General features: G+C 43.9%; 22 protein-coding genes. 8 read left to right on the forward strand and 14 right to left on the reverse strand.

Annotated elements, in window-relative coordinates; translation table 11 throughout:
- The first annotated feature begins 352 nt into the window (after positions 1-352).
- Positions 353-1,957 (forward strand): hypothetical protein, encoded by a 1,605-nt coding sequence (locus tag V7O63_RS12850; protein WP_340818946.1) that lies wholly within the window; start codon positions 353-355, stop codon positions 1,955-1,957.
- Positions 1,958-2,146: 189 nt separating this feature from the next.
- Positions 2,147-2,290 (forward strand): hypothetical protein, encoded by a 144-nt coding sequence (locus V7O63_RS12855; RefSeq protein ID WP_340818947.1) that lies wholly within the window; start codon positions 2,147-2,149, stop codon positions 2,288-2,290.
- Between the two features lie 84 nt (positions 2,291-2,374).
- Here the strand turns inward: V7O63_RS12855 and V7O63_RS12860 are convergent, their stop codons facing one another.
- Positions 2,375-3,145, reverse strand: coding sequence for a winged helix-turn-helix domain-containing protein (locus V7O63_RS12860; protein WP_340818948.1), 771 nt, complete (start codon positions 3,143-3,145; stop codon positions 2,375-2,377).
- 202 nt (positions 3,146-3,347) lie between these two features.
- On the opposite strand from V7O63_RS12860, the gene V7O63_RS12865 reads away from it, so the two are divergent.
- The 5 genes from V7O63_RS12865 to V7O63_RS12885 all read left to right on the forward strand — a co-directional run bounded on the left by V7O63_RS12865 (position 3,348) and on the right by V7O63_RS12885 (position 7,967).
- Entirely contained in the window at positions 3,348-3,587 is a 240-nt protein-coding gene (locus V7O63_RS12865; RefSeq protein WP_340818949.1) for an MTH865 family protein, read from the forward strand.
- 145 nt (positions 3,588-3,732) lie between these two features.
- Positions 3,733-5,739, forward strand: coding sequence for a cation:proton antiporter (locus V7O63_RS12870; protein WP_340818950.1), 2,007 nt, complete (start codon positions 3,733-3,735; stop codon positions 5,737-5,739).
- Positions 5,740-6,459: 720 nt separating this feature from the next.
- Positions 6,460-6,636 carry a hypothetical protein gene (locus V7O63_RS12875; RefSeq protein WP_340818951.1) on the forward strand — a complete coding sequence of 59 codons (177 nt, stop codon included), beginning with the start codon at positions 6,460-6,462 and terminating at the stop codon, positions 6,634-6,636.
- Between the two features lie 51 nt (positions 6,637-6,687).
- Complete coding sequence (locus tag V7O63_RS12880) at positions 6,688-7,512, forward strand: nitroreductase family protein (RefSeq protein ID WP_340818952.1); 825 nt, start codon at positions 6,688-6,690, stop codon at positions 7,510-7,512.
- Positions 7,513-7,724: 212 nt separating this feature from the next.
- Positions 7,725-7,967: a hypothetical protein gene (locus V7O63_RS12885; RefSeq protein WP_340818953.1), complete on the forward strand. Its 243-nt coding sequence runs from the start codon at positions 7,725-7,727 to the stop codon at positions 7,965-7,967.
- Positions 7,968-8,046: 79 nt separating this feature from the next.
- On the opposite strand, the gene V7O63_RS12890 is transcribed toward V7O63_RS12885, so the two are convergent.
- The 3 genes from V7O63_RS12890 to V7O63_RS12900 form a co-directional block, all read right to left on the reverse strand.
- Complete coding sequence (locus tag V7O63_RS12890) at positions 8,047-8,829, reverse strand: DUF1638 domain-containing protein (protein ID WP_340818955.1); 783 nt, start codon at positions 8,827-8,829, stop codon at positions 8,047-8,049.
- 62 nt (positions 8,830-8,891) lie between these two features.
- On the reverse strand, positions 8,892-9,683 hold the full coding sequence (locus V7O63_RS12895) for an ABC transporter permease (protein ID WP_340818956.1): 792 nt from the start codon (positions 9,681-9,683) through the stop codon (positions 8,892-8,894).
- Positions 9,683-10,321, reverse strand: coding sequence for an ATP-binding cassette domain-containing protein (locus tag V7O63_RS12900; protein WP_340818957.1), 639 nt, complete (start codon positions 10,319-10,321; stop codon positions 9,683-9,685). The genes V7O63_RS12895 and V7O63_RS12900 overlap by 1 nt, the downstream gene beginning before the upstream one ends.
- A 261-nt stretch (positions 10,322-10,582) precedes the next feature.
- Here V7O63_RS12900 and bcp point away from each other — a divergent pair, with 261 nt between their 5' ends.
- Positions 10,583-11,062, forward strand: coding sequence for a thioredoxin-dependent thiol peroxidase (gene bcp / locus V7O63_RS12905; RefSeq protein ID WP_340818958.1), 480 nt, complete (start codon positions 10,583-10,585; stop codon positions 11,060-11,062).
- 19 nt (positions 11,063-11,081) lie between these two features.
- On the opposite strand, the gene V7O63_RS12910 is transcribed toward bcp, so the two are convergent.
- The 10 genes from V7O63_RS12910 to ahaH are packed head-to-tail and all read right to left on the reverse strand — an operon-like array spanning position 11,082 to position 19,518.
- On the reverse strand, positions 11,082-11,258 hold the full coding sequence (locus tag V7O63_RS12910; protein ID WP_340818959.1) for a hypothetical protein: 177 nt from the start codon (positions 11,256-11,258) through the stop codon (positions 11,082-11,084).
- Positions 11,259-11,287: 29 nt separating this feature from the next.
- A complete protein-coding gene (locus V7O63_RS12915) occupies positions 11,288-11,905 on the reverse strand; it encodes a V-type ATP synthase subunit D (RefSeq protein WP_340818960.1) in 618 nt (205 codons plus the stop codon).
- Between the two features lie 17 nt (positions 11,906-11,922).
- Positions 11,923-13,302, reverse strand: a complete 1,380-nt coding sequence (locus V7O63_RS12920) for an ATP synthase subunit B (protein WP_340818961.1) — start codon at positions 13,300-13,302, stop codon at positions 11,923-11,925.
- A gap of 1 nt (position 13,303) precedes the next feature.
- Complete coding sequence (locus V7O63_RS12925) at positions 13,304-15,040, reverse strand: ATP synthase subunit A (protein ID WP_340818962.1); 1,737 nt, start codon at positions 15,038-15,040, stop codon at positions 13,304-13,306.
- Complete coding sequence (locus V7O63_RS12930; protein WP_340818963.1) at positions 15,031-15,330, reverse strand: V-type ATP synthase subunit F; 300 nt, start codon at positions 15,328-15,330, stop codon at positions 15,031-15,033. Before V7O63_RS12930 ends, V7O63_RS12925 begins: the two co-directional genes overlap by 10 nt.
- Positions 15,330-16,403 carry a V-type ATP synthase subunit C gene (locus tag V7O63_RS12935; RefSeq protein ID WP_340818964.1) on the reverse strand — a complete coding sequence of 358 codons (1,074 nt, stop codon included), beginning with the start codon at positions 16,401-16,403 and terminating at the stop codon, positions 15,330-15,332. Before V7O63_RS12935 ends, V7O63_RS12930 begins: the two co-directional genes overlap by 1 nt.
- 7 nt (positions 16,404-16,410) lie before the next feature.
- Positions 16,411-16,962, reverse strand: a complete 552-nt coding sequence (locus V7O63_RS12940) for a V-type ATP synthase subunit E (RefSeq protein WP_340818965.1) — start codon at positions 16,960-16,962, stop codon at positions 16,411-16,413.
- Positions 16,963-17,008: 46 nt separating this feature from the next.
- Positions 17,009-17,242 carry a V-type ATP synthase subunit K gene (locus tag V7O63_RS12945; RefSeq protein WP_177187911.1) on the reverse strand — a complete coding sequence of 78 codons (234 nt, stop codon included), beginning with the start codon at positions 17,240-17,242 and terminating at the stop codon, positions 17,009-17,011.
- A 4-nt stretch (positions 17,243-17,246) separates the two neighbouring features.
- Entirely contained in the window at positions 17,247-19,199 is a 1,953-nt protein-coding gene (locus V7O63_RS12950; RefSeq protein ID WP_340818966.1) for a V-type ATP synthase subunit I, read from the reverse strand.
- On the reverse strand, positions 19,192-19,518 hold the full coding sequence (gene ahaH / locus V7O63_RS12955; RefSeq protein WP_340818967.1) for an ATP synthase archaeal subunit H: 327 nt from the start codon (positions 19,516-19,518) through the stop codon (positions 19,192-19,194). The genes V7O63_RS12950 and ahaH overlap by 8 nt, the downstream gene beginning before the upstream one ends.
- Between the last annotated feature and the right edge of the window lie 210 nt (positions 19,519-19,728).

Genomic DNA, 19,728 nt, shown 5'->3' on the forward strand with positions numbered 1-19,728 from the left:
AAACTGAATAATGAAGGGAGTTGAAATAACCAGTTGGCATATCATGGACCCTTGTTCAACAGTATATATATGAGACACATATACACATAAGAAAAACATATACAAATATATAAAGATTATTATTTTCAGAGAGTTTTATTCAGAAACTGCTAACTTAAAGATTATACACCCTAATTAGAATTAATTTAGTGATGGTCTGAAACGAACATATCATCATCATTAACATTATAATATACTAAACTATACATATATTTAAATACAATAATATGCGCCACTATAATTATACACTAATAAAAACAGGCGAGATGGTGCGATCCTAAAGCCAGTTCTAAAAACAAATAGAGGCAGTATTATGAAAAACTCAAAGAACATATGGCTCCTGACTGCTATATTCCTTATCATTTCATCCTCATCGATTGCGTATGCTGATGAGAACGATACGATCACAACCCAGGCACTCTATGCAGCCAAGAACATAGATGTCGGTACTCTGAATGTTTCAAATGATACCGAGTATCTGTATATCACATATGAGACAATGAATGGCTGGACAATTCTGGAAACACATCTTGAAGTAGTAAATGACTCTGAAGACTTCCCGGTTAACGGAGGAGGGAACGTCGTTCCCGGGCATTTCACTTACAAGAACGATAGTATCCCTGCCGGAACCACTATTCAGGATTATGTGATCCCGCTAGAGGCATATTTGCCTGCTAAGAACAACACACTATACATAGCAGCTCATGCAGTCGTTTCAAATGGAACCTCCGAAGAAGGTGCCTGGGCAAATGGAACAAGATTCAGCGATAAGAACTGGGCAACCTATTTTACTTACACCATCACTGATACCGATGAAGATGGTGGAAGAGATAAGGAAGACCCGGATGACCTGAAGATAAGCATGGATAAGATCGCAAAGTTCAACGATGAGAATGCGGACGAGATAGCTCAGGCTGGAGAGAATATAACATACTACTTCTTAGTGGAAAATACAGGAAACGTGACACTCACAGAAGTGAATGTAACCGATCACATGTTCACACCAGCTCTTATCGATGCACCGGGTGGATTCAACGGAACCCTTGTACCAGGAGAGAATGTAACATACACTATGAATTACACTCTGGTGCAGACGGACATTGATGAAGGATGGGTCAACAATACAGCAACTACCGCGGGCCTGAGTCCTGAAGGTACGATCGTCACAGACTCTGATACAGAGAACTTCATGATACCTGTGGAAGACACCGGTGAAGATGTGGAAGATCCGAATGACCTGAAGATAAGCATTGACAAGGTTGCAGAGTTCAATGATGAGAATGGAGATGGATCCGCCCAGGCCGGAGAGAACATAACATACTATTTTGTTGTAGAGAACACAGGAAACCTGACTCTCACAGAAGTTAATGTAACAGATCACATGTTCACACCTGCCCTGATCGATGCACCGGATGGATTCTATGGAAGTCTTGCACCTGAAGAGAATGTAACATACACTATGAATTACACTCTGTCCCAGACAGACATAGATGAAGGATGGGTGAACAATACAGCAACAACTGCAGGTATAAGCCCGATGGGTACGGTCGTCACTGACTCGGACACTGAGAACTTCATGGTACCGGTGGGAGATATCGACGCAAGTGGAGATGTCGAAGAGAAGGACGATGATGAAGGTAGCTCTGGCAGCACAGGTGGTTCAGGAGGGTCATCAGGCCCTGCAGGCTACATAGAAGAAGTTACAACACCTGAGGACAATAACAGATTCTTCAGTCCACCAGGTCTTGCAGAAGAGAATGAAACTGAAATGTCCGCACCTGACCCTGTACCAGAACCTGTTGAACAGGAATCAGACGCATCAAATTACTGTGTTCTTACAAAAATACCCTGGTACATTGCATGGATACTCCTGAGTGCGATCTGCATAATGTCCGGTTACGGACTTACACAACCATAATAGATAGGAATATCCATCGGACAAATATCTCTCCAAAATACAGGCATTGTCACGGGAGAGATATGCCATCTATTTTTACAAATACTAAAACCAGGAAATATTCCATCCTTCTTGCACGAATATCCTTTAGCAGTTCCACCTGTTGCCCAAGCAATATTACGTATCCACTTTTTTGGTTTAAAGGTATAAATGACAAAAACTATCAGAAACTTTCTTTACATCTCTTTCCTTTCACAAACAATAGCTGTGGGTTCCGACCCTGACCATCTAAAAAAGAAGAAGAAGAAGAACGATATGAGCTTTAGTTCAAAAAATAGGATCATGCAGGACTAACGCCTGCATTCCCCATATTGGCCAGAATCTCCTTCTGTTCATCGGAGAATATCTTTTCAATATCCAGAAGGATGAGCAGCCCGTTCAGCTATCTTCTGCTGGCTCCTGGGGTGTCAGTGCGGAATAGATGCTGCTCACACCTTCCATGACCTTGAATCCCTTACCGGTTATCATATAGTCTCCTCTTTCATGACGCTGGATGATCATACCTTTTTGCATTAGTTTCTGGAGATGGAACAGAAGGTTCCCTCCACGCAAACCTGTAAGATCGGACAGGGAGGAGAAACTTTTCGTTTCTGCTGAAATGGCCTTCAGTATCTCAAAGCGCTTCTGATGGCACAGGGGCTCAAGGATATCACCGACGACAACATCAGGAGGAAGCTGGCTAAGGTCCTGCCGTTTCTCGCTGTTGGTCTCGTATATCTTCATGGAGCGCATAAGGGTTACCTGTTTTGACATTATTTCAGAGGCCTCTGCAAAACAGATGTCACATTTATCATAGGGAACCATGGTACGAAGCTTCCTGAGTTCAAGGCGGTTCTCTTCTATGGATGCTTCATTGACAGTGCCATCCCTGATAAGACCCGCATTCTTCTGCAGGACATTTGACAGAAGGCCCTTACATTGGCCTCGCATCTCACATTTCTTCACCATATTCTTCTCAAGGTCCTTCCCGGCATCATCCATCAGATGACGGACAATGACACCTGAGTAATCATCCTTCACACTACGTACAACAGAATCAAGATGCTGGTGATTAGTAGATTCCATAAAGGACCTGATGTCATTGTGGATATCAGAGAGCTTCAGCTTAATATCAGAAAGCTCGGACTCATAAGCAGTATCCTGTTCCATAGGATATTATATGAGATATCGGGTTAAAAGGTTTTTGTATGATACATAAAGGTCATACAAGTATACCCCACTATATCTAGTATATTTCATTGCAGATTAAGTATATATGAAAAACTGTCATATTATGTACTGTTGATACGCTCCGGAGAATAGCATCATCAAAAAACCTGAAATGAACTGAAAAGACAAGGAGACATAAGATATGAGCGTAAAAGAAGAGATCCATTCCCAGATCATTGGCGGACTTGCAGATGCAACATTCCCTATAAACACACCCGAAGAACTTCTTGCAGCATTCCCTGCAGGTGCAGACACAACATGTAAAGCAGGAGATGTATCTGTTACCGCCGGTGAAGCAGGAGGATTGCTCAAGGAAAGTGATTTCCCATTCAAAAGTGCAAAAGAAGTAGCAGATGTGATCGTTGAGAGAGCAGGACTTTAAGTCCTGTTATCTTTTATGATCTTATATAACTATTTTTCCAGACCCACGTACTCCCACGGACACAATCTTTTTCAATTTCCAGTGACCACATATGCAATAACAATGTCCTGAAAAGTGCATTGACAACAGAGGTCACGGGAAAAGCATGGAATTGACACTATTTACTGATATAGGGATCATCTTTGGATTGTCCATAATAATACTGCTGTTATTCAACAGAATGAAACTGCCATCTGTACTTGGTTTCCTTGTCACAGGCATGCTTGCAGGACCTCACTGGCTTGGGATCATCAGCAGTATAAGTGAAGTAGAAGCCCTTGCAGAGATAGGGATAATCCTCCTCCTTTTCACGATCGGTGTGGAAATGTCCATAAGAGAACTATGGGACATCAGGAGGTCAGTCCTGCTCGGAGGAACCATGCAGATAGCCATGACCATTCTGCTGGTCTACTCAGTTGATCGCTATTTCGGACTCAGTTTTAATACATCATTGTTCATAGGTTTCCTGATATCACTCAGCAGTACGGCCATAGTTCTTAAACTGCTTCAGGAAAGAGCGGAACTTGACACACCACATGGGAAGACATCCCTTGGAATACTGATATTTCAGGATATTATCATCGTGCCAGTGATCCTTATAACGCCGATACTTGCAGGTGCATCCACTTCATCAGGCGATACCCTCTCATTGTTCCTGCTCAAAGCCATAGGAGTCATAGTACTTGTCCTTGTAAGTGCAAGATGGATCATTCCATCCCTGTTGTTCCAGATAGCAAAAACAAGGAACAGAGAATTGTTCCTTTTGAGCATAGTATTCATCTGTCTGGCAACCGCGTGGCTCACATCCAGCATAGGATTATCACTTGCATTAGGAGCCTTCATGGCTGGCCTTATAATATCAGAATCTGAGTACAGCCATCAGGCAATGGGAAATATAATTCCGTTCAGGGATATTTTCATGAGCTTTTTCTTTGTATCCATAGGAATGCTGCTGAATATCGGATTCTTCACCGATAATGTTCTTTACCTTCTTCTTCTGGCACTGGCAGTGATTATCATAAAATTTGCTACTGCAGGTCTTGCGACACTCATACTAGGATATCCACTGAGAACGATAATAATCACTGGTCTGGCTCTGGCACAGGTCGGAGAATTCTCATTTGTACTCTCGACATTCGGGCTGGAATACGCCCTGCTGGACCAGGACATGTACCAGAAGTTCCTGGCAGTCTCGATCATCACGATGGCAGTGACACCATTCATTACAGAACTATCATATGGAGTCTCTGACAGAGCAACAAAGACCATACCTTATCAGAAACTGGTCAATGGTTTCTATGCAAATGCGCTCACAAAGGACAATGAAGAGAAAATAAAGGACCATCTGATCATAGTAGGCTACGGATTCAACGGCAGGACACTGTCCCATGCAGCAAGGAATGCAGACATACCTTATGTGATAATTGAGACAAATCCTGAAACTGTCCGACAGGAGAAGAAGAAAGGAGAGCACATTCATTATGGAGATGCAAGTCATGAGGCAGTGCTGAAGTCTGCAAATATTGACTCTGCAAGGATACTCATTGTTGGTATATCAGACCTTGTTGCCACAAGGAAGATAATCAATATGGCAAAGAGTCTGAAACCGGACATTTACATAATAGCCAGGACACGTTATCTCAGTGAGATGAAGAAACTCCATGAACTCGGAGCAGATGAGGTCATCCCCGAGGAATACGAGACATCGGTGGAGATATTCGTGCGCCTGCTGAAGAAATATCTTGTACCTGAAGAGGACATCGATAAGTTCACAAGGGAAGTTCGTGCCAATGGATACTGTATGCTCAGGAAGTCATATTCCAGTGGCAAGGAAAGGAGCTTTAGTTTAAGGGAAGAACTTCCGGGGATGGAGGTCAGTACTTTCAAAGTAGGGGATAACTGCCATGCCAGTGGAAGGACACTGAAGAACCTAGAGATAAGGACAAGACATAAGGCGACTATCCTGGCGATCAGACGAGGGGACGAGACGATCACAAACCCTTCTGGTGACATTCCCCTCTATTCAGGAGATATCTGTATAATTTTCGGGAAGCCTGAAGACCTTCATAGGATCAGGGAACTTTTCAGGGGACCAGCATGTGATATACCCTGAGAGAACTCTGACCCGTGGCAGAAAAGATCACATTATATAGATACAGTCCAATTGTGTGGTGAGCAGATCACACAGATAGCAGTTATTCTGATAAGCGTATATCTGCTTCATCTATGGTTTATAGTTGTGGAGGATCCCTACATAGCCCATATTCAGTAATCTGAAATTGTGAAAGTGTCGCCTACTTTTTGGATGTATATCCATATAAAGCTTTTCCCCATGACCTGCATGTTATGTTCAAACATACATAAAATAGTACCAAATCTCTGGTCATCATAGTTTAGTTCATGTACAAAACATAGGATTGTGTGTAGAGACACATAAATTACAACAGCTTATGAAAATAATATGCGATTACCTTATATGTAAGGAGATAGAAGCCTTAAGTGTAAAGGGAAACCTGAAGGCTGGTCCTGAAAATATGAGGATCAAAAGCCATATAATAGGAGAAAAGAATATGGGATGGAAATTGTCAAGAAGAACGCAACAGCGTTACAGACATTTCAGAGTCTGGAAAGATTATGAACAGACAGAGAATAGCCCCGAAAACCATTTACACCTAACCTCTAAACGTGCCTCACACGCCGTTGGATTCTTAAAACCTTCTTCCATCATGTGTTTATGAGAAGGAGGAAAATGATCTTTGCTTGCCTTCCAGAAAGGTAAGCAAAACATACTCCCACTTTTTCTGTGAACGACTGGTTCACAAAGAGGACTTTGATGAGAGACTACAGGATCGATGATCGACGATCTTCTGTTCATTCTCTTTCAGGGTCGGTTTTTTATGAAGGAACATCAAGGAACCTGAGTTATCTCGGATACCAGCCCGGGTTCAAAGTGCTTGACCTAAAGAAGGATCGAGAGATAAATAAAAATGGTATGGTCCATATAGTTTGATCACTCAATGAAAAAGAGATCTTTTTATTCAAAATAATAGGAAGTACCCATATGGCCAAGATATCAATTAATCCTGAATCCTGTACTCGCTGTGGAATATGCGTGAAGATATGCCCGGTTGGAATTATCGTCCCCGGGGCTGATGCCAATGTACCATTCATTCCTGCAGAGGCCGAGGCGTTCTGTTCGGAATGTGGTGCTTGCGAGGCATACTGCCCCGTTGAATGCATCTCCCCTGTCTTTGAGACAGAACACTATGGTACAACAGAAGCCGGTGCCGCAGGTATCACACCGGAACAGCTTGGTACTTACATGGTCAGCCGCCGTTCCATTCGTAACTATCTGGGCAAGCCTGTTGATAAGGCAAAGATCGAGGACATGCTGGACATAGTCCGCTATTCCCCTTCAGGAATGAACGGCCAGCCTGTGAACTGGACCATCGTTCATGATGCTGAGAGAGTAAAGAAGCTCACAGCCCTGACCATCGAATGGATGCATAACGTACTTGAAAGCGATGTCGACCATCCGGTAAGACCGTTCATGCCAGCACTCATTGGCAGCTTTGAAGCAGGCAATGACCCCATATGCCGTGGTGCTCCCCATGTGGCAATAGCCCATGCTCCTGCCGAGAACCCACTGGCCTTCACGGATTCCATCATCGCCCTCACATGGCTTGAGCTAGCAGCTCCGGCATTTGGTATTGGGGCCTGCTGGGCCGGTTTCCTGAAAATAGCCGCAGACTCCTATGAACCAATAAGGGAAGAACTTGGCCTGCCCGAGGGTCATGCAGTGCACTATGCCATGATGTTCGGTTATCCCAAGTACAAAGCAACAAGAGTTCCCGGAAGGAATCCTGCGAATATTAACTGGAGATGATCATTCAGGGAGGAAGATACAGGTGAAGATCTGCCTGTATTTGCCCGAATAGTCTCTTTATTTTATTTTTACCTGAATCTTTGATTATATATTACCATAAAAATAAGTGCATACTTTTTTATATTACTTACTAGTACATAAGAATCCGATGTATGATTAAAACCCATACATGAAATGATTTAGAAACGACCACTTTGAATTAAGGTGTAAAAATGAAAGATACATGGGAAAAAGTATTTGAGTATGCATCGTCCCCGCTCCACGGAACGATGTCAAGGAAACTCAGAGAAGGAGTGAGTATCCAGGTGAACGAAGGAAAGACCTATGCAAAGGCAGTCCTTTTCCTGGGAGAGCAGTTCGTACGTATCACAGAGGAAGAAGCCGGTCAGAAGATCAATACATATTATGACTGGGAGAAGATCGACTCTGTAAGAACGTACAGCAAGGGAGAATAATATCCCTGAATAAATCCCGAATAATGGATAATGATATTATCCATTTATTTTTTAGGCAAGCTCCTCAGGAAGCTAACATTCAAGGCTGGCAAACCTCATCCCTCAATCGCTCATAGCAACGTACCAGCAGGTCAGGACTTGCTTTCATATCAATTACATCAAACTCGAAGAGCCTTGCGAACTCTTCCACCATTGGTTCGAACTTCTTCTCATAATGCAGTCCGGTGTCCATTTTAGCTACATTCCTGTACCCTGCATAGTCAAAGACGAACTTTGAGAGCTTTATATCATCCGGATTGGGCGTCATTCCCGCAGACACCACCATCTCACGCCAGTGGGCTGCCCACATTGGCGTCATGAAGAAAGTACCCACACCATTGAAACTCTTCAGCTTCTCCAGATATGCAGCCCGACTTCCCAGAACAGCACCGATACAATCATCGATGACATCCCCATTATCCTCTTTCAGTATACGCACCGGACATGGGAGGTCTGCAAGCTCTGTATCCACCTTGCCAAGGACATTACCACAGAGGCCGTAGAAGAGCAGGATACCATCTGAAAACTCTGCCATCTCACGGGCCTTTCCATAGACCACCTCTTTGAGATGTTCAGGTTGGGCATGCAGGGCAAGCTCAAGCATCTCTACAACAAGAGTAAGACCCTCGTCCTTCGGACCCTCGATTATCCCATTTTCCGAAATAAGGGAATAATTACAATCAGCATCCCTTAACTTATCCACCAGGCCAGCGGAATCAACATTATCCACTATCAACAGTTTCTTTATCGAATCATCTTTTTCAGCAATGTGGACTATCTCGTCCTCGAACATCCTGCAGGCAATAAAAGTAACGACTGGCATTCGGTGGCATCTCCTTTTAGTAGTAAAAAAGTGGGATCGAATACTATTATAAATTGACGCTATCAGGCATTCCTGAGCAATTCTTTCCTGAACATCCCGTACTCATCGAATCCCCTGTACATCAGGACAAGTACGCCAAGCAGCACATTCACGGTTGTAGACACATAGATAGCTATCATAATGGCTATCTGGTATTCAATGGCAACCAGTGGGCTTGCACCGGCAAGGATCTGCCCGGTCATCATTCCCGGAATGAAGACAATACCTATGGTAGCCATGTTCGCAATGGTCGGCTTTAATGCAACCCCTATGCTTTTCCGAAGGTATGGGACAAGTGCCTCTGTCTTTTCCGCACCCATGGACAAACGGAAAAGGTAGCGGTTCTCATTCCTCTGGATCTCGCTACAGAAATTCTCTATACCTATGATATTGGCCCTCAGGGAATTGCCAAGCACCATGCCTCCTATTGGTATGAAATACCTTGCCTCGAAAAGGTTGTTCAGGTCCAGTATGAACCTGTTGAAATAGAGCAGCATGGCATAGTTCGTAACTGCCATGAAAAGCGCAAGTAAAGGAAGCAGTTTACTGGTTTTCAGTTCTGCATTCTTCAGTACATTGTGCGATGCAACGTATATCATCACAAGAACCCATGCAATGTTCAGCAGCGCACTGTTCAGATCGAACACGAAGGTAAGGAAGACACCGACAAAAAGGAGCTGAAGCACCATACGAAAAGCACTTTCAAGGGTCGACGACGTTAATTTAAGACCAAGATAATAACTTATGATGACCGGGATCAGCAGGAGAAGCAATGCAAAGAGCATACCTTCCAGACTTATATCATAACTTTCCATCAGTCCACCTTACCTGAAAGATCGATAACCTTCGTAGCCCTGTTCTCCCATTCCCTGTCATGAGATATGGCTAACACTGTCCACTGAGGATCGTCAAAGAACATCTCCACGACCTTTTGCTTCAAACCGGAATCAAGTTCAGCTGTAACCTCATCAAGAAGGAAGATATCCTTCCCGGATAACAATGCCATCAACAGGGTTATTCTTTGTTTTTCCCCACCTGAAAGCTTCGTAAATTCCTTGTTCAGTATCCGCGGAGACAAAGACAGGTCAGACATTATCCGTTCCAGATCATCTTCTTCATATGCACCCCTGTTTGCTTTGAACGAGAATATTTCCCCTATAAGGTCAGCTACTTTACCCTCTCCAATATCCGTATCCTGGGATACATAAGCAATTCTTTTCCTCATATCCCATATGTTGTCAGCATCTACCGGAACCCCATCCATGGATATCCCTCCCGAGTCCTGAACACCGAATCCCATTATCAACCTGAAAATCGTTGATTTTCCAATACCAGACCTTCCTTTTATGAGGATCTTCTCTCCTTTTGAAACAGAGAGATCGAAGCCTGAAAGGATCGGTCTGCTATCATAACTGATCGAAAGGTTTTGGATATCCAGTATTCCCATTTTCATTTGCTCCGAATATGCAGGTTGATGCATTTATCAATTGCACAGGTTACACTCAAATATAGCTTACCAATATAGATTATTGGGCACTATATACATAATGATGCTCAAATATATATGGATCCATAACCTTTACACGGCGGGTTGGTCTTAGATCAACTTACAACTCTGCCCCCGATCATTATGAACCAGCCCAAAAACTTCCTTTTTCCTGAATTACACGCATCTGCCTAAAGACTTTAAGTGAATAGATACATAGGACATATCATGAGTAAGAATTCACTTACAGAAGGACAAAAAGCTCCTGATCTCTGTCTCCCCGACCAGAATGAGAATGAAGTATGCCTGAAAGAACTTGCTGGCAAATGGGTTGTACTTTATTTCTATCCAAAGGACAACACTTCAGGATGTACAAAAGAAGCACAGGATTTTACAGCCCTCAAAGCAGATTTTGAAGCAGAGGGTGCAACAATACTGGGAGTCAGCAAGGATAGCATCAAGTCACACATCAGGTTCATAGAAAAGAAAGAACTTGGGATCACACTGCTATCAGATGAAGATACCAGCGTTCACCAGAAGTATGATGTCTGGAGGACGAAAAAGAACTATGGCAGGGAATACCTTGGGACTGTGAGATCGACATTTCTCATTGACCCCGACGGAAACATCGCTAAGATATGGGACAACGTCAGGACAAAAGAGCATGCGGAAAAAGTGCTTGAGACCCTCAGGTCAATGAAAGAATGATCATTGAGAACAAAGTGCCTCATATGAAGTCAATGTACTGTGATATTTTACTGAATATAATAACATAGCCCATTGCCAGCATAAATAATGATATGAACCAGGCCCACCTGAGAATCCTTCCAAGGTTCTCGGGTTGCATTAATCTCAGAAAGAAACGATCGACAATATTAGGACGATCTTCAGGATCTTCGGTCATAAAAACAGTCAAAAAAAGATATCAGAGGATTATCCTTTAATCCTCTTAAGTCTGAAGGTGTTTTCCCTCTCCATCTCTTCGAGACGGAGCTGTATGAAGACCATTGCTTCCTGCAGTTCAGGTATGACCTTGAACTCAAGAGCATTGACACGCCTTTTTGTCTTCTCGATATCATCAAGAAGCTTTTTCATGGTCGTCTCAATCTCTGCTGCAAGAATGATCTTTTCTACAAGTTCTTCATAAGCATCTGCTGCCTCATCTGTGTATGAACTGGTACCAAGAATACCATAACCACGCTCAGTTATGGATTTCTTAACACTGGATGACTCGATCTTTGGAACGACAACACCCATGATGTTACGGCTTTCCAGCTCGATCTCAGGCTTGCTCTGAAGTGCAAAAGCTGTGGACTTGACGGTGATAGTACCGTCAACAGCATTTGCAATACCTATCGTACGGGAGGCACCTTCATAGGCGGCATCCAGCTCAGTTCTGACATCCTTTGCTTTGCTGAGGATCTCAAAGAACTCAAGAATAAGACCATCTCTTTTCATCTTGAGAAGCTTGTGGCCACTCTGGGAGAGCTTGATCTTTTTCTTGATCTCAATAAGTTCTGAACGAGTTGGTTTTACATCTTTCACGCCCATGTTGGATCACCTTTCATTTAGTTGCTCTTCTGAGCAGGGTGGTACTTGTCGATATACTTGTTATCGATCCTGGTAAGCAGAGACACTGGAAGCTCAGAGAGAATATCCCAGCCAACCTGAAGTGTATCTTCAATTGACCTGTCCTCATCTCTTCCCTGACGTACGAACCTGTCCTCGAAGAGGTCAGCGAACTCAAGGATCTTCTGGTCCCTTTCAGACAGTGCTTCCTTACCTACAATAGCTACAAGACCTCTGAGGTCACGACCTTCTGCATAACCAGCATACATCTGGTCAGATACAGCCTTGTGGTCGTCTCTGGTCTTTCCTTCACCGATACCTGAGTTCATCAGACGTGACAGTGATGGAAGTACATTGATAGGTGGGTAGATACCCTTCATGTGAAGTTCTCTGGAAACTACGATCTGGCCTTCTGTGATATATCCTGAAAGGTCAGGGATCGGGTGAGTGATATCGTCACCAGGCATGGTAAGGATGGAGAACTGTGTTACAGATCCCTTTCTTCCCTTGATTACACCTGCACGCTCGTAGAGTGATGCAAGGTCAGTGTACATGTAACCTGGGTAACCACGTCTTCCTGGTACCTCTTCACGGGCTGCACCCATCTGACGGAGTGCTTCACAGTAGTTTGTGATGTCAGTAAGGATAACAAGTACGTGCATGTCGTGTTCGTATGCAAGGTACTCTGCAGCTGTAAGAGCCATCCTTGGTGTGATGATACGTTCTACAGCAGGGTCGTCTGCAAGGTTAAGGAAAACCACAGCTCTTTCAAGAGCACCGGTCTTCTCGAAGTCCTCCATGAAGTACTGGGCTTCTTCGTTTGTAATACCCATTGCAGCGAATACTACTGCGAAAGGCTCTTCTGAACCTGGTACCTTTGCCTGACGTGCGATCTGAAGCGCGATCTCGTTGTGTGGAAGACCTGATCCGGAGAAGATAGGAAGCTTCTGTCCACGCACAAGTGTGTTTGTACCGTCGATTGTTGAGATACCTGTCTGGATAAAGTCCTCTGGTGGCATCCTTGAGTATGGGTTCATTGATGCACCGTTCACATCGATCCTGTCCTCAGGAACGATACGTGGTCCGCCATCGAGTGGTTCACCTGCACCGGAAAGGATACGACCGAGCATGTCCTTTGATACAGGGAGTTTGATAGTCTCACCGGAGAACACTACACCTGACTCTTCGTTGAGTCCGCCTGTACCTTCGAATACCTGAACTGCTACAACGTCAGCAGAGGTATCGAGAACCTGACCTCTCTTTGTTGTACCGTCTGGAAGGTTGATGTGAACAAGTTCACCGTAGCCTACCGGTTCAGTCTTCTCGAGGAACATCAATGGTCCTGAGATCTCTGTGATCGTCTTATATTCCTTGGTCATCTTAGTTGCCTCCAAGTGCTGCAAATTCCTTGTCCATCTTTTCCATGACAACGTTCAGTGCAGCGTCGAAGTCCTCTTCGAATTTGACCTTTGCAAGTTCATCCTTGGACTCTACTGAAAGGATATCCTTCATTGGGATACCTGATTCCAGTGCTGCCTGTGCCATGTCACTGTACCTGGAGATTGCTTTCAATAATTTGTACTGCTTGTCGAACGGACAGTATGTGTCAACAGGGTGGAACGCATTCTGCTGAAGGAAATATTCCCTGAGCATACGGCAGATCTCAAGAACAAGCTGCTGGTCTTCCGGAAGTGCATCGGAACCGACGAGCTGTACGATCTCCTGAAGTTCGGATTCCTGCTGGAGAAGGTCCATTGCATTGTCTCTGAGTGGTACCCAGTCAGGTGCAACGTTCTCTGCAAACCAGTCAGAAAGACCCTGGGTGTACAGACTGTAACTTGTAAGCCAGTCAATGGATGGGAAGTGCCTTCTCTGTGCGAGTTTTGCATCCAGTGCCCAGAACACCTTTACAATACGGAGTGTGTTCTGTGTTACAGGCTCTGAGAAGTCACCACCAGGTGGTGATACTGCACCAATAACTGTAATTGAACCTTCTTCTGCTGCAAGTGATTTTACTGCACCTGCACGCTCATAGAACTCAGAGAGCCTTGCAGAAAGGTATGCTGGATAACCTTCTTCACCAGGCATTTCTTCAAGCCTTGAGGAAATTTCTCTCATTGCTTCTGCCCATCTGGATGAAGAGTCAGCCATAAGTGATACATCGTATCCCATGTCACGGTAATATTCTGCAATTGTGATACCTGTGTAAACAGATGCTTCACGGGCAGCTACCGGCATGTTGGATGTGTTTGCGATAAGAACTGTACGTTCCATGAGTGGACGACCGGTCTTTGGGTCCTGGAGTTCAGGGAACTCATTCAGTACATCAGCCATCTCGTTTCCACGTTCTCCACATCCGATATAAACTACAATATCAGTGTCACTCCACTTTGCAAGCTGCTGCTGTGTAACAGTCTTTCCTGAACCGAATGGACCAGGGATAGCTGCTGTACCGCCCTTTGCAACAGGGAAGAGACCATCAAGGATCCTCTGACCTGTAATAAGTGGTGTCCTTGGGATGAACTTCTTGTCTACAGGACGTGGCATTCTTACCGGCCACTTCTGCATCATGGAGATCTCTGTGCCATCTGTGAGCACACAGATCGTCTCATCAACCTTGAACTTTCCTGATTTTATTTCTTCAACTGTACCGGAAACTGTTGGTGGCACCATGATCTTGTGCTCAACATTCATTGTCTCCTGTACAACACCAATTGTCTGACCGCCCTTTACGGAATCGCCACTTGTTACAGTAGCCTTGAATTCCCATACCTTATCACGGTCAAGACCATTGGCAGTCACACCTCTATTAATGAAGTCTCCCATCTGTTCCTGGAGAACTTTAAGAGGTCTCTGAATACCATCATAAATACTTTCTAATAATCCTGGACCGAGCTCTACAGAGAGGGACATTCCAGTGTTCACTACAGGTTCACCTGGTTTGATACCAGCTGTATCCTCGTATACCTGAACAGTAGCTTTGTCGCCTTCTATCCTGATAACTTCGCCCATCAGACCTTCATGACCAACATGTACCACATCGTACATCTTTGGCTTGATACCCATGATAGTAACGACAGGTCCGGCCACACGATAAATTTCACCTTTCATTTCCACAGATCAACACCTACTGATTGTTTTATTTTTTCCCTTAAGTTCGAACTTTCACCACTACCTCCGAGAGTGACAACTGTTGGTTCAACAGAGTCATTGATAGCATCTCTCAACATTTCCGGTAGTTTGATCAGATCATCACCGTGCATTACCAGAATGCCGACTTCTTGATCCTCAAGTATCTTCTCTACAGTAGGTTCAAGTTCGCCATTATTAACTTCAAATATCTTCTTGACACCGGCAAGTCTGAAACCTGTTACAAACTCACCACTGCCGACCACTGCTAATTCCATCAGATCACCAACTGTCCCTTGATAGTCTCATCATCGAGGTTGGCAGCTTTGCCACGTATTATTATCCTCAAGTTGCTGATCTCATTCTTCTTACTTAGCATGTAGTCCATGATTGGTACAATTGAGATCGGATAAACATGTGAAAAGCTTGCTGCAGATTTAAGCCTGTGTTTTTTCAGTCGGCTCTCGACTTCGATCAAAGATACCATATCCGGGTTTGCAACATCTGCTATAGCTTCCCAGTATGAGGATTTCTCAAGTTCAGATACAAAGTCTGCAAGGGAAAGGGGCATCAATTTCTCAATGTCCTTAAGCTTCAACTTGAGTCCGCCATCGAGCATCAGATCCATCATTTCAGGATCGGTGATACCGGACCTCTTCAAACGGAAGAGTGTTATAAGGTTCTTATGATCGATTCCCATCCTTGTGAATTCCGCAAACAATTTGCGGTCCTTGGATTTTGATTCTTCGATTGCGCCAAATAGCCCGGCATAGTACATTTTATCGAGCTGATTCTCAATATCTGAAAGATTTGTTCCATCATAGTTCTTCAGTATTGGATAGTACTCTGTATTTGCAAGTTCAGAGACGACTTCCTCGTATGTACCCATTGCTGCGAGTTCTGAAAGGAAAGTATAGCTCAACCTTCCCGCTGCAACAACGGCCTCAAGGATCTCCTCTGTGGATGCATTACAATACTTACCACGAAGAATGGTCTTTATGCTCCAGATATCATACTTCTTGAGCTGCTCACCTACAAGGAAGTTCACATCACCTTCAGAGATACTAAGTAGCTTTGTAAAGGTTACTGCGAGATTCCTGTTCAGTGCATGCTCGATAAGATCTACACCTTCGTACTGTCTTGCCAGTTCATCGACATCCATTTTATACTCAGATTCTTCAATGAATCTGGTAATTTCATCAATGCTCATGTTCATGAGCCTAGGATAGGTCTCCTTTGGCAGAATCTTACTTTTCATTGCACGTACACGTGCTGTAGTATATGCGTAGTTTGCATGACCCTTTGGTTGGGATTTTTTGTTACCACGCTTAAATTTCTGCAACAGCTGCATTTAGAAATCACCCGAATAAGATATCAGATGTCTGTTTCAACAACCGCTCATTCACGCTTTTAAGGATGCCATCGTAGGTATAATCCAATCTGATAGTACCATCTTCGTTCTCAATGACAATTCCGCCAAGACAATCGATATTGCCAGCGTACTCCAGTGAGGACAACTTCTTGACGATCTCTTCAGACTCGGCATTGGAATAGATCTTTGTGCCGTTTGCCTCATTATCACTAATGAGGGTCTTGAGGAGCTCTTCGTTCTTCTCAGGAGAGAACTTGGATATAGTCTCTACAGCCTGGACATAGACTCTTTCGAGGACTTCCTTGCGTGCATTGAGCAATGTGCGCTTCACTTCAAGATTTGCACTGGATATTTCTTGCTGCTTGATTTTTGCAATATCATCCTCTGCTTTTGCCAGACGTTCACCCATAATTCTTTTAGCATTCTGTTTTGCCTCATCAAGAATCAGGGAAACCTCTGCATCTGCCTCGGAGTCCAGTTTGGAAACCTCGGACTGGGCAGCATCCATGATATCTTTAACAACAGTTTCAAGTCCCATGCTCAACACCTTTGGAAAATTTAAGAGCGAGAAATACGCTCTTAAATTATTTGATCAACAGTGCAACTACCAGACCAAAGATAACAATTGTTTCTGGGATTACAGTCAGGATCAGGCCCTTACCGAAGAGACTCTCGTTCTCAGCCATTGCGCCAATTGCTGCACTACCGATGTCTTTCTCTGCGAGAGCGGATGCGATACCTGTAAGACCTACTGCGAGTCCTGCTCCAATTGCTTTTAATCCAGATGCGTCCATTGTTGTTACTGCTTCTGTTACCATATTCTTATTCCTCCGTGTATTTTCTGATATATCCAAATGGATCGTATTTGCGTCCCCCGCCTTCGTAGAATTTTCCGAAGAATTCTACATACTGTAACCTGAGTGAGTGTAAACCGGGGGCAATAATACTCAGTACAGTGTTTAATCCGTGTCCAAGTAAGAACACTATAATCGCGCCTATTGTTGCTCCACCTATTGGCGTTCCTGGTACCCAGATCATCTCGAAAGCGATCAGGTTGACAGTTGATGCGATGTAGATGGATGACAATCCTACAGCTATGATACGAGTGTAAGACAGTGAGTTACTGAGAAGTGAAGGCAACTCGATAGGTCCTTTGATACCTTCTCCCTTGAGAAGCATCACGAATCCTATTAAGAAGACAACGACACCGGCAATCGTTGCAACGGATGGGAGCATTGCTGCATATCCGAGTACTGCAATGATAAGACCGGCCTCAATAACGAACCAGCTGCCTTTCTCAAAGATAGCTGCTGACATTCCGTGTTTCCTGTTCTCATTGATGAAACCAAGGAGATAACCAATGTTGATATGAATGAAACCGACAAGTGCGGTAAATATTATCATGGTCATCACAAGATGGGTCCTGTGAACAGGGAAAGTTACCATTTCATCCCCGACCGGAGATGCTAAAAGGTTGATTGTTTCAAATCCAGGAATCAATCCTGCTACCGTTCCGTGATCGGTATGAAGACTTGCGAGTGGGAATCCCAGGAACTCACCATATATCACACCAAATATCAGAGTCGATATCTGACAGTATATGAGAATGTTCATGAGAGGTTTGATCGCGTCTGAAGACATCACCTTCTTAATACCAAGTGCTATTGTGAGCAATATCAATGCATATCCAATGTCACCGAGTATCATTCCGTAGAATAGTGGGAAAAAGATGAATATTAAAGATGTTGGATCAAGTTCCTTATAAACAGGTCGTGCATAGAGATCCATGATCTCCTGGAATGGAGAAGCAACCTTGGAGTTATTGTACTCGATAGGTACGATCTTCACGTCTTCCTTTGTCATCTCCTGTTTGGAAACGAAAGCACGTCCGTTGGTTGCTGCTTTAACTATGCGTTCAAGTTCAGCGAACTCAGCTTCCGGAACCCATCCATCGATCATGAATGTGCTGTCGGAAGTAGCTACCCTGAGAGGTGCCTCTGCTTTCTGTGCTTCGACCGAAAGGACCTCGTTACTTGCCATGATGAAGTCTGAATATTTAGTCTTGAGTGACTCCATATCTGCATCGATTGATCCGATCTGCTTCAACAATCCAGCCTCTTTAGAGACCAGACCGGAAAGGATCTGTGATGGTACTCCGCTCTCAGATGGAACTCTAAGTTCCCTGAAACCGAATCCTGCAAGCACATCTGCTACCTCATCTGCTTTCTCAGAAGTTACGAACAATACCAATGTGCCTTCTTTAGCATCATAGGACATGTCGTATGAGGATGTCACCCTGGAAATTGCAGGTCCAACATCTTCCTTTACAGCTCCTGCGAAGACAGAGAGATGCTCATAACCATGATAAAGGTCCAGATCAATAGGAATGTTAACGAATGGAAGTAATTCTTTCTTAAGAGAGTCGAGTTCTTTGAGCTCTGTTTCAAGCTTGCTCTTGTGCCCTGCTTTGACATCCAGCTCAGCATCCAGCTTTTCAAGGGTATCATCCAGTGAGGCAAGAACTGCGTTCTTATCCTGCTTCTTAGCATCGGCATCCTTTACACCGAGCAAACTGGCAATCGATCTTATCTTGATAAGTTTTTTGGATACTTCATCTACAGTCTCAAAAGGTCTGCCTATACGGAGACCGGAATCATCCTCATTGAAATCTTCGATCTGGAACAGATTTGCTTTGTGCAGAGCATCGACCGTTTCTTCAAAAATACTTTTATGGCCAACGATCACGGCACGGTTCATCTGCTTTAGATCAAGCATGTATTGTCCTCTCGAATTCGTTTATAATTAACTCGACAGCTTCATCGACCCTGGAAGAAGCAGAGCTTTCTATAACCTTTGCCTCATTTTCCCCATTTTCGACGATCTTTGCTTTATCTGAAGCGATAGACTCTTCTGCAGATCCCATTGCACTTTGTGCAGATTTCTGTGCATCGACCTCGGCCTGTTTTATGATCTCTCTGGCCTCGGCACGTGCACTGGCGATACGGTCATTTTTTCTTTTCTTACCGTCGTCAACCATTTTGCGTGCATTGTCTTCTGCCTCTTTGATTTCCGACAAGATTTTTTCTTTGGCCATGCTAATCCTCATGTGATGAATTGCTAATTATCCCGAATAAATCAACATCTCCTACTGCTAACTCACATATAAAGTATTCGGTTTTCCAGATACAAGCGAGCCACAAATAGTCATGATTTATCATGATATTGGAAGATCTTATTAGAGATCATATATTACAAATGTAAGTCCCCGATTATGATTATCAACCTACCATAATGAACAATTATT

The sequence above is a fragment of the Methanolobus sp. WCC4 genome, assembly GCF_038022665.1.
Classification (GTDB): Archaea; Halobacteriota; Methanosarcinia; order Methanosarcinales; family Methanosarcinaceae; genus Methanolobus.

What these genes read in the sequence shown, in the direction of transcription:
- V7O63_RS12875 (WP_340818951.1), top strand. Translation starts at nt 6,460, where the DNA reads ATGAGAGACTACAGGATCGATGATCGACGATCTTCTGTTCATTCTCTT.
- V7O63_RS12870 (WP_340818950.1), top strand. Translation starts at nt 3,733, where the DNA reads ATGGAATTGACACTATTTACTGATATAGGGATCATCTTTGGATTGTCC.
- V7O63_RS12880 (WP_340818952.1), top strand. Translation starts at nt 6,688, where the DNA reads ATGGCCAAGATATCAATTAATCCTGAATCCTGTACTCGCTGTGGAATA.
- V7O63_RS12895 (WP_340818956.1), bottom strand. Translation starts at nt 9,683, where the DNA reads ATGGAAAGTTATGATATAAGTCTGGAAGGTATGCTCTTTGCATTGCTT.
- V7O63_RS12945 (WP_177187911.1), bottom strand. Translation starts at nt 17,242, where the DNA reads ATGGTAACAGAAGCAGTAACAACAATGGACGCATCTGGATTAAAAGCA.
- V7O63_RS12940 (WP_340818965.1), bottom strand. Translation starts at nt 16,962, where the DNA reads ATGGGACTTGAAACTGTTGTTAAAGATATCATGGATGCTGCCCAGTCC.
- V7O63_RS12910 (WP_340818959.1), bottom strand. Translation starts at nt 11,258, where the DNA reads ATGACCGAAGATCCTGAAGATCGTCCTAATATTGTCGATCGTTTCTTT.
- ahaH (WP_340818967.1), bottom strand. Translation starts at nt 19,518, where the DNA reads ATGGCCAAAGAAAAAATCTTGTCGGAAATCAAAGAGGCAGAAGACAAT.
- V7O63_RS12950 (WP_340818966.1), bottom strand. Translation starts at nt 19,199, where the DNA reads ATGCTTGATCTAAAGCAGATGAACCGTGCCGTGATCGTTGGCCATAAA.
- V7O63_RS12885 (WP_340818953.1), top strand. Translation starts at nt 7,725, where the DNA reads ATGAAAGATACATGGGAAAAAGTATTTGAGTATGCATCGTCCCCGCTC.
- V7O63_RS12865 (WP_340818949.1), top strand. Translation starts at nt 3,348, where the DNA reads ATGAGCGTAAAAGAAGAGATCCATTCCCAGATCATTGGCGGACTTGCA.
- V7O63_RS12860 (WP_340818948.1), bottom strand. Translation starts at nt 3,145, where the DNA reads ATGGAACAGGATACTGCTTATGAGTCCGAGCTTTCTGATATTAAGCTG.
- V7O63_RS12900 (WP_340818957.1), bottom strand. Translation starts at nt 10,321, where the DNA reads ATGAAAATGGGAATACTGGATATCCAAAACCTTTCGATCAGTTATGAT.
- V7O63_RS12850 (WP_340818946.1), top strand. Translation starts at nt 353, where the DNA reads ATGAAAAACTCAAAGAACATATGGCTCCTGACTGCTATATTCCTTATC.
- V7O63_RS12855 (WP_340818947.1), top strand. Translation starts at nt 2,147, where the DNA reads ATGACAAAAACTATCAGAAACTTTCTTTACATCTCTTTCCTTTCACAA.
- V7O63_RS12915 (WP_340818960.1), bottom strand. Translation starts at nt 11,905, where the DNA reads ATGGGCGTGAAAGATGTAAAACCAACTCGTTCAGAACTTATTGAGATC.
- V7O63_RS12930 (WP_340818963.1), bottom strand. Translation starts at nt 15,330, where the DNA reads ATGGAATTAGCAGTGGTCGGCAGTGGTGAGTTTGTAACAGGTTTCAGA.
- V7O63_RS12920 (WP_340818961.1), bottom strand. Translation starts at nt 13,302, where the DNA reads ATGACCAAGGAATATAAGACGATCACAGAGATCTCAGGACCATTGATG.
- V7O63_RS12890 (WP_340818955.1), bottom strand. Translation starts at nt 8,829, where the DNA reads ATGCCAGTCGTTACTTTTATTGCCTGCAGGATGTTCGAGGACGAGATA.
- V7O63_RS12935 (WP_340818964.1), bottom strand. Translation starts at nt 16,403, where the DNA reads ATGCAGCTGTTGCAGAAATTTAAGCGTGGTAACAAAAAATCCCAACCA.
- bcp (WP_340818958.1), top strand. Translation starts at nt 10,583, where the DNA reads ATGAGTAAGAATTCACTTACAGAAGGACAAAAAGCTCCTGATCTCTGT.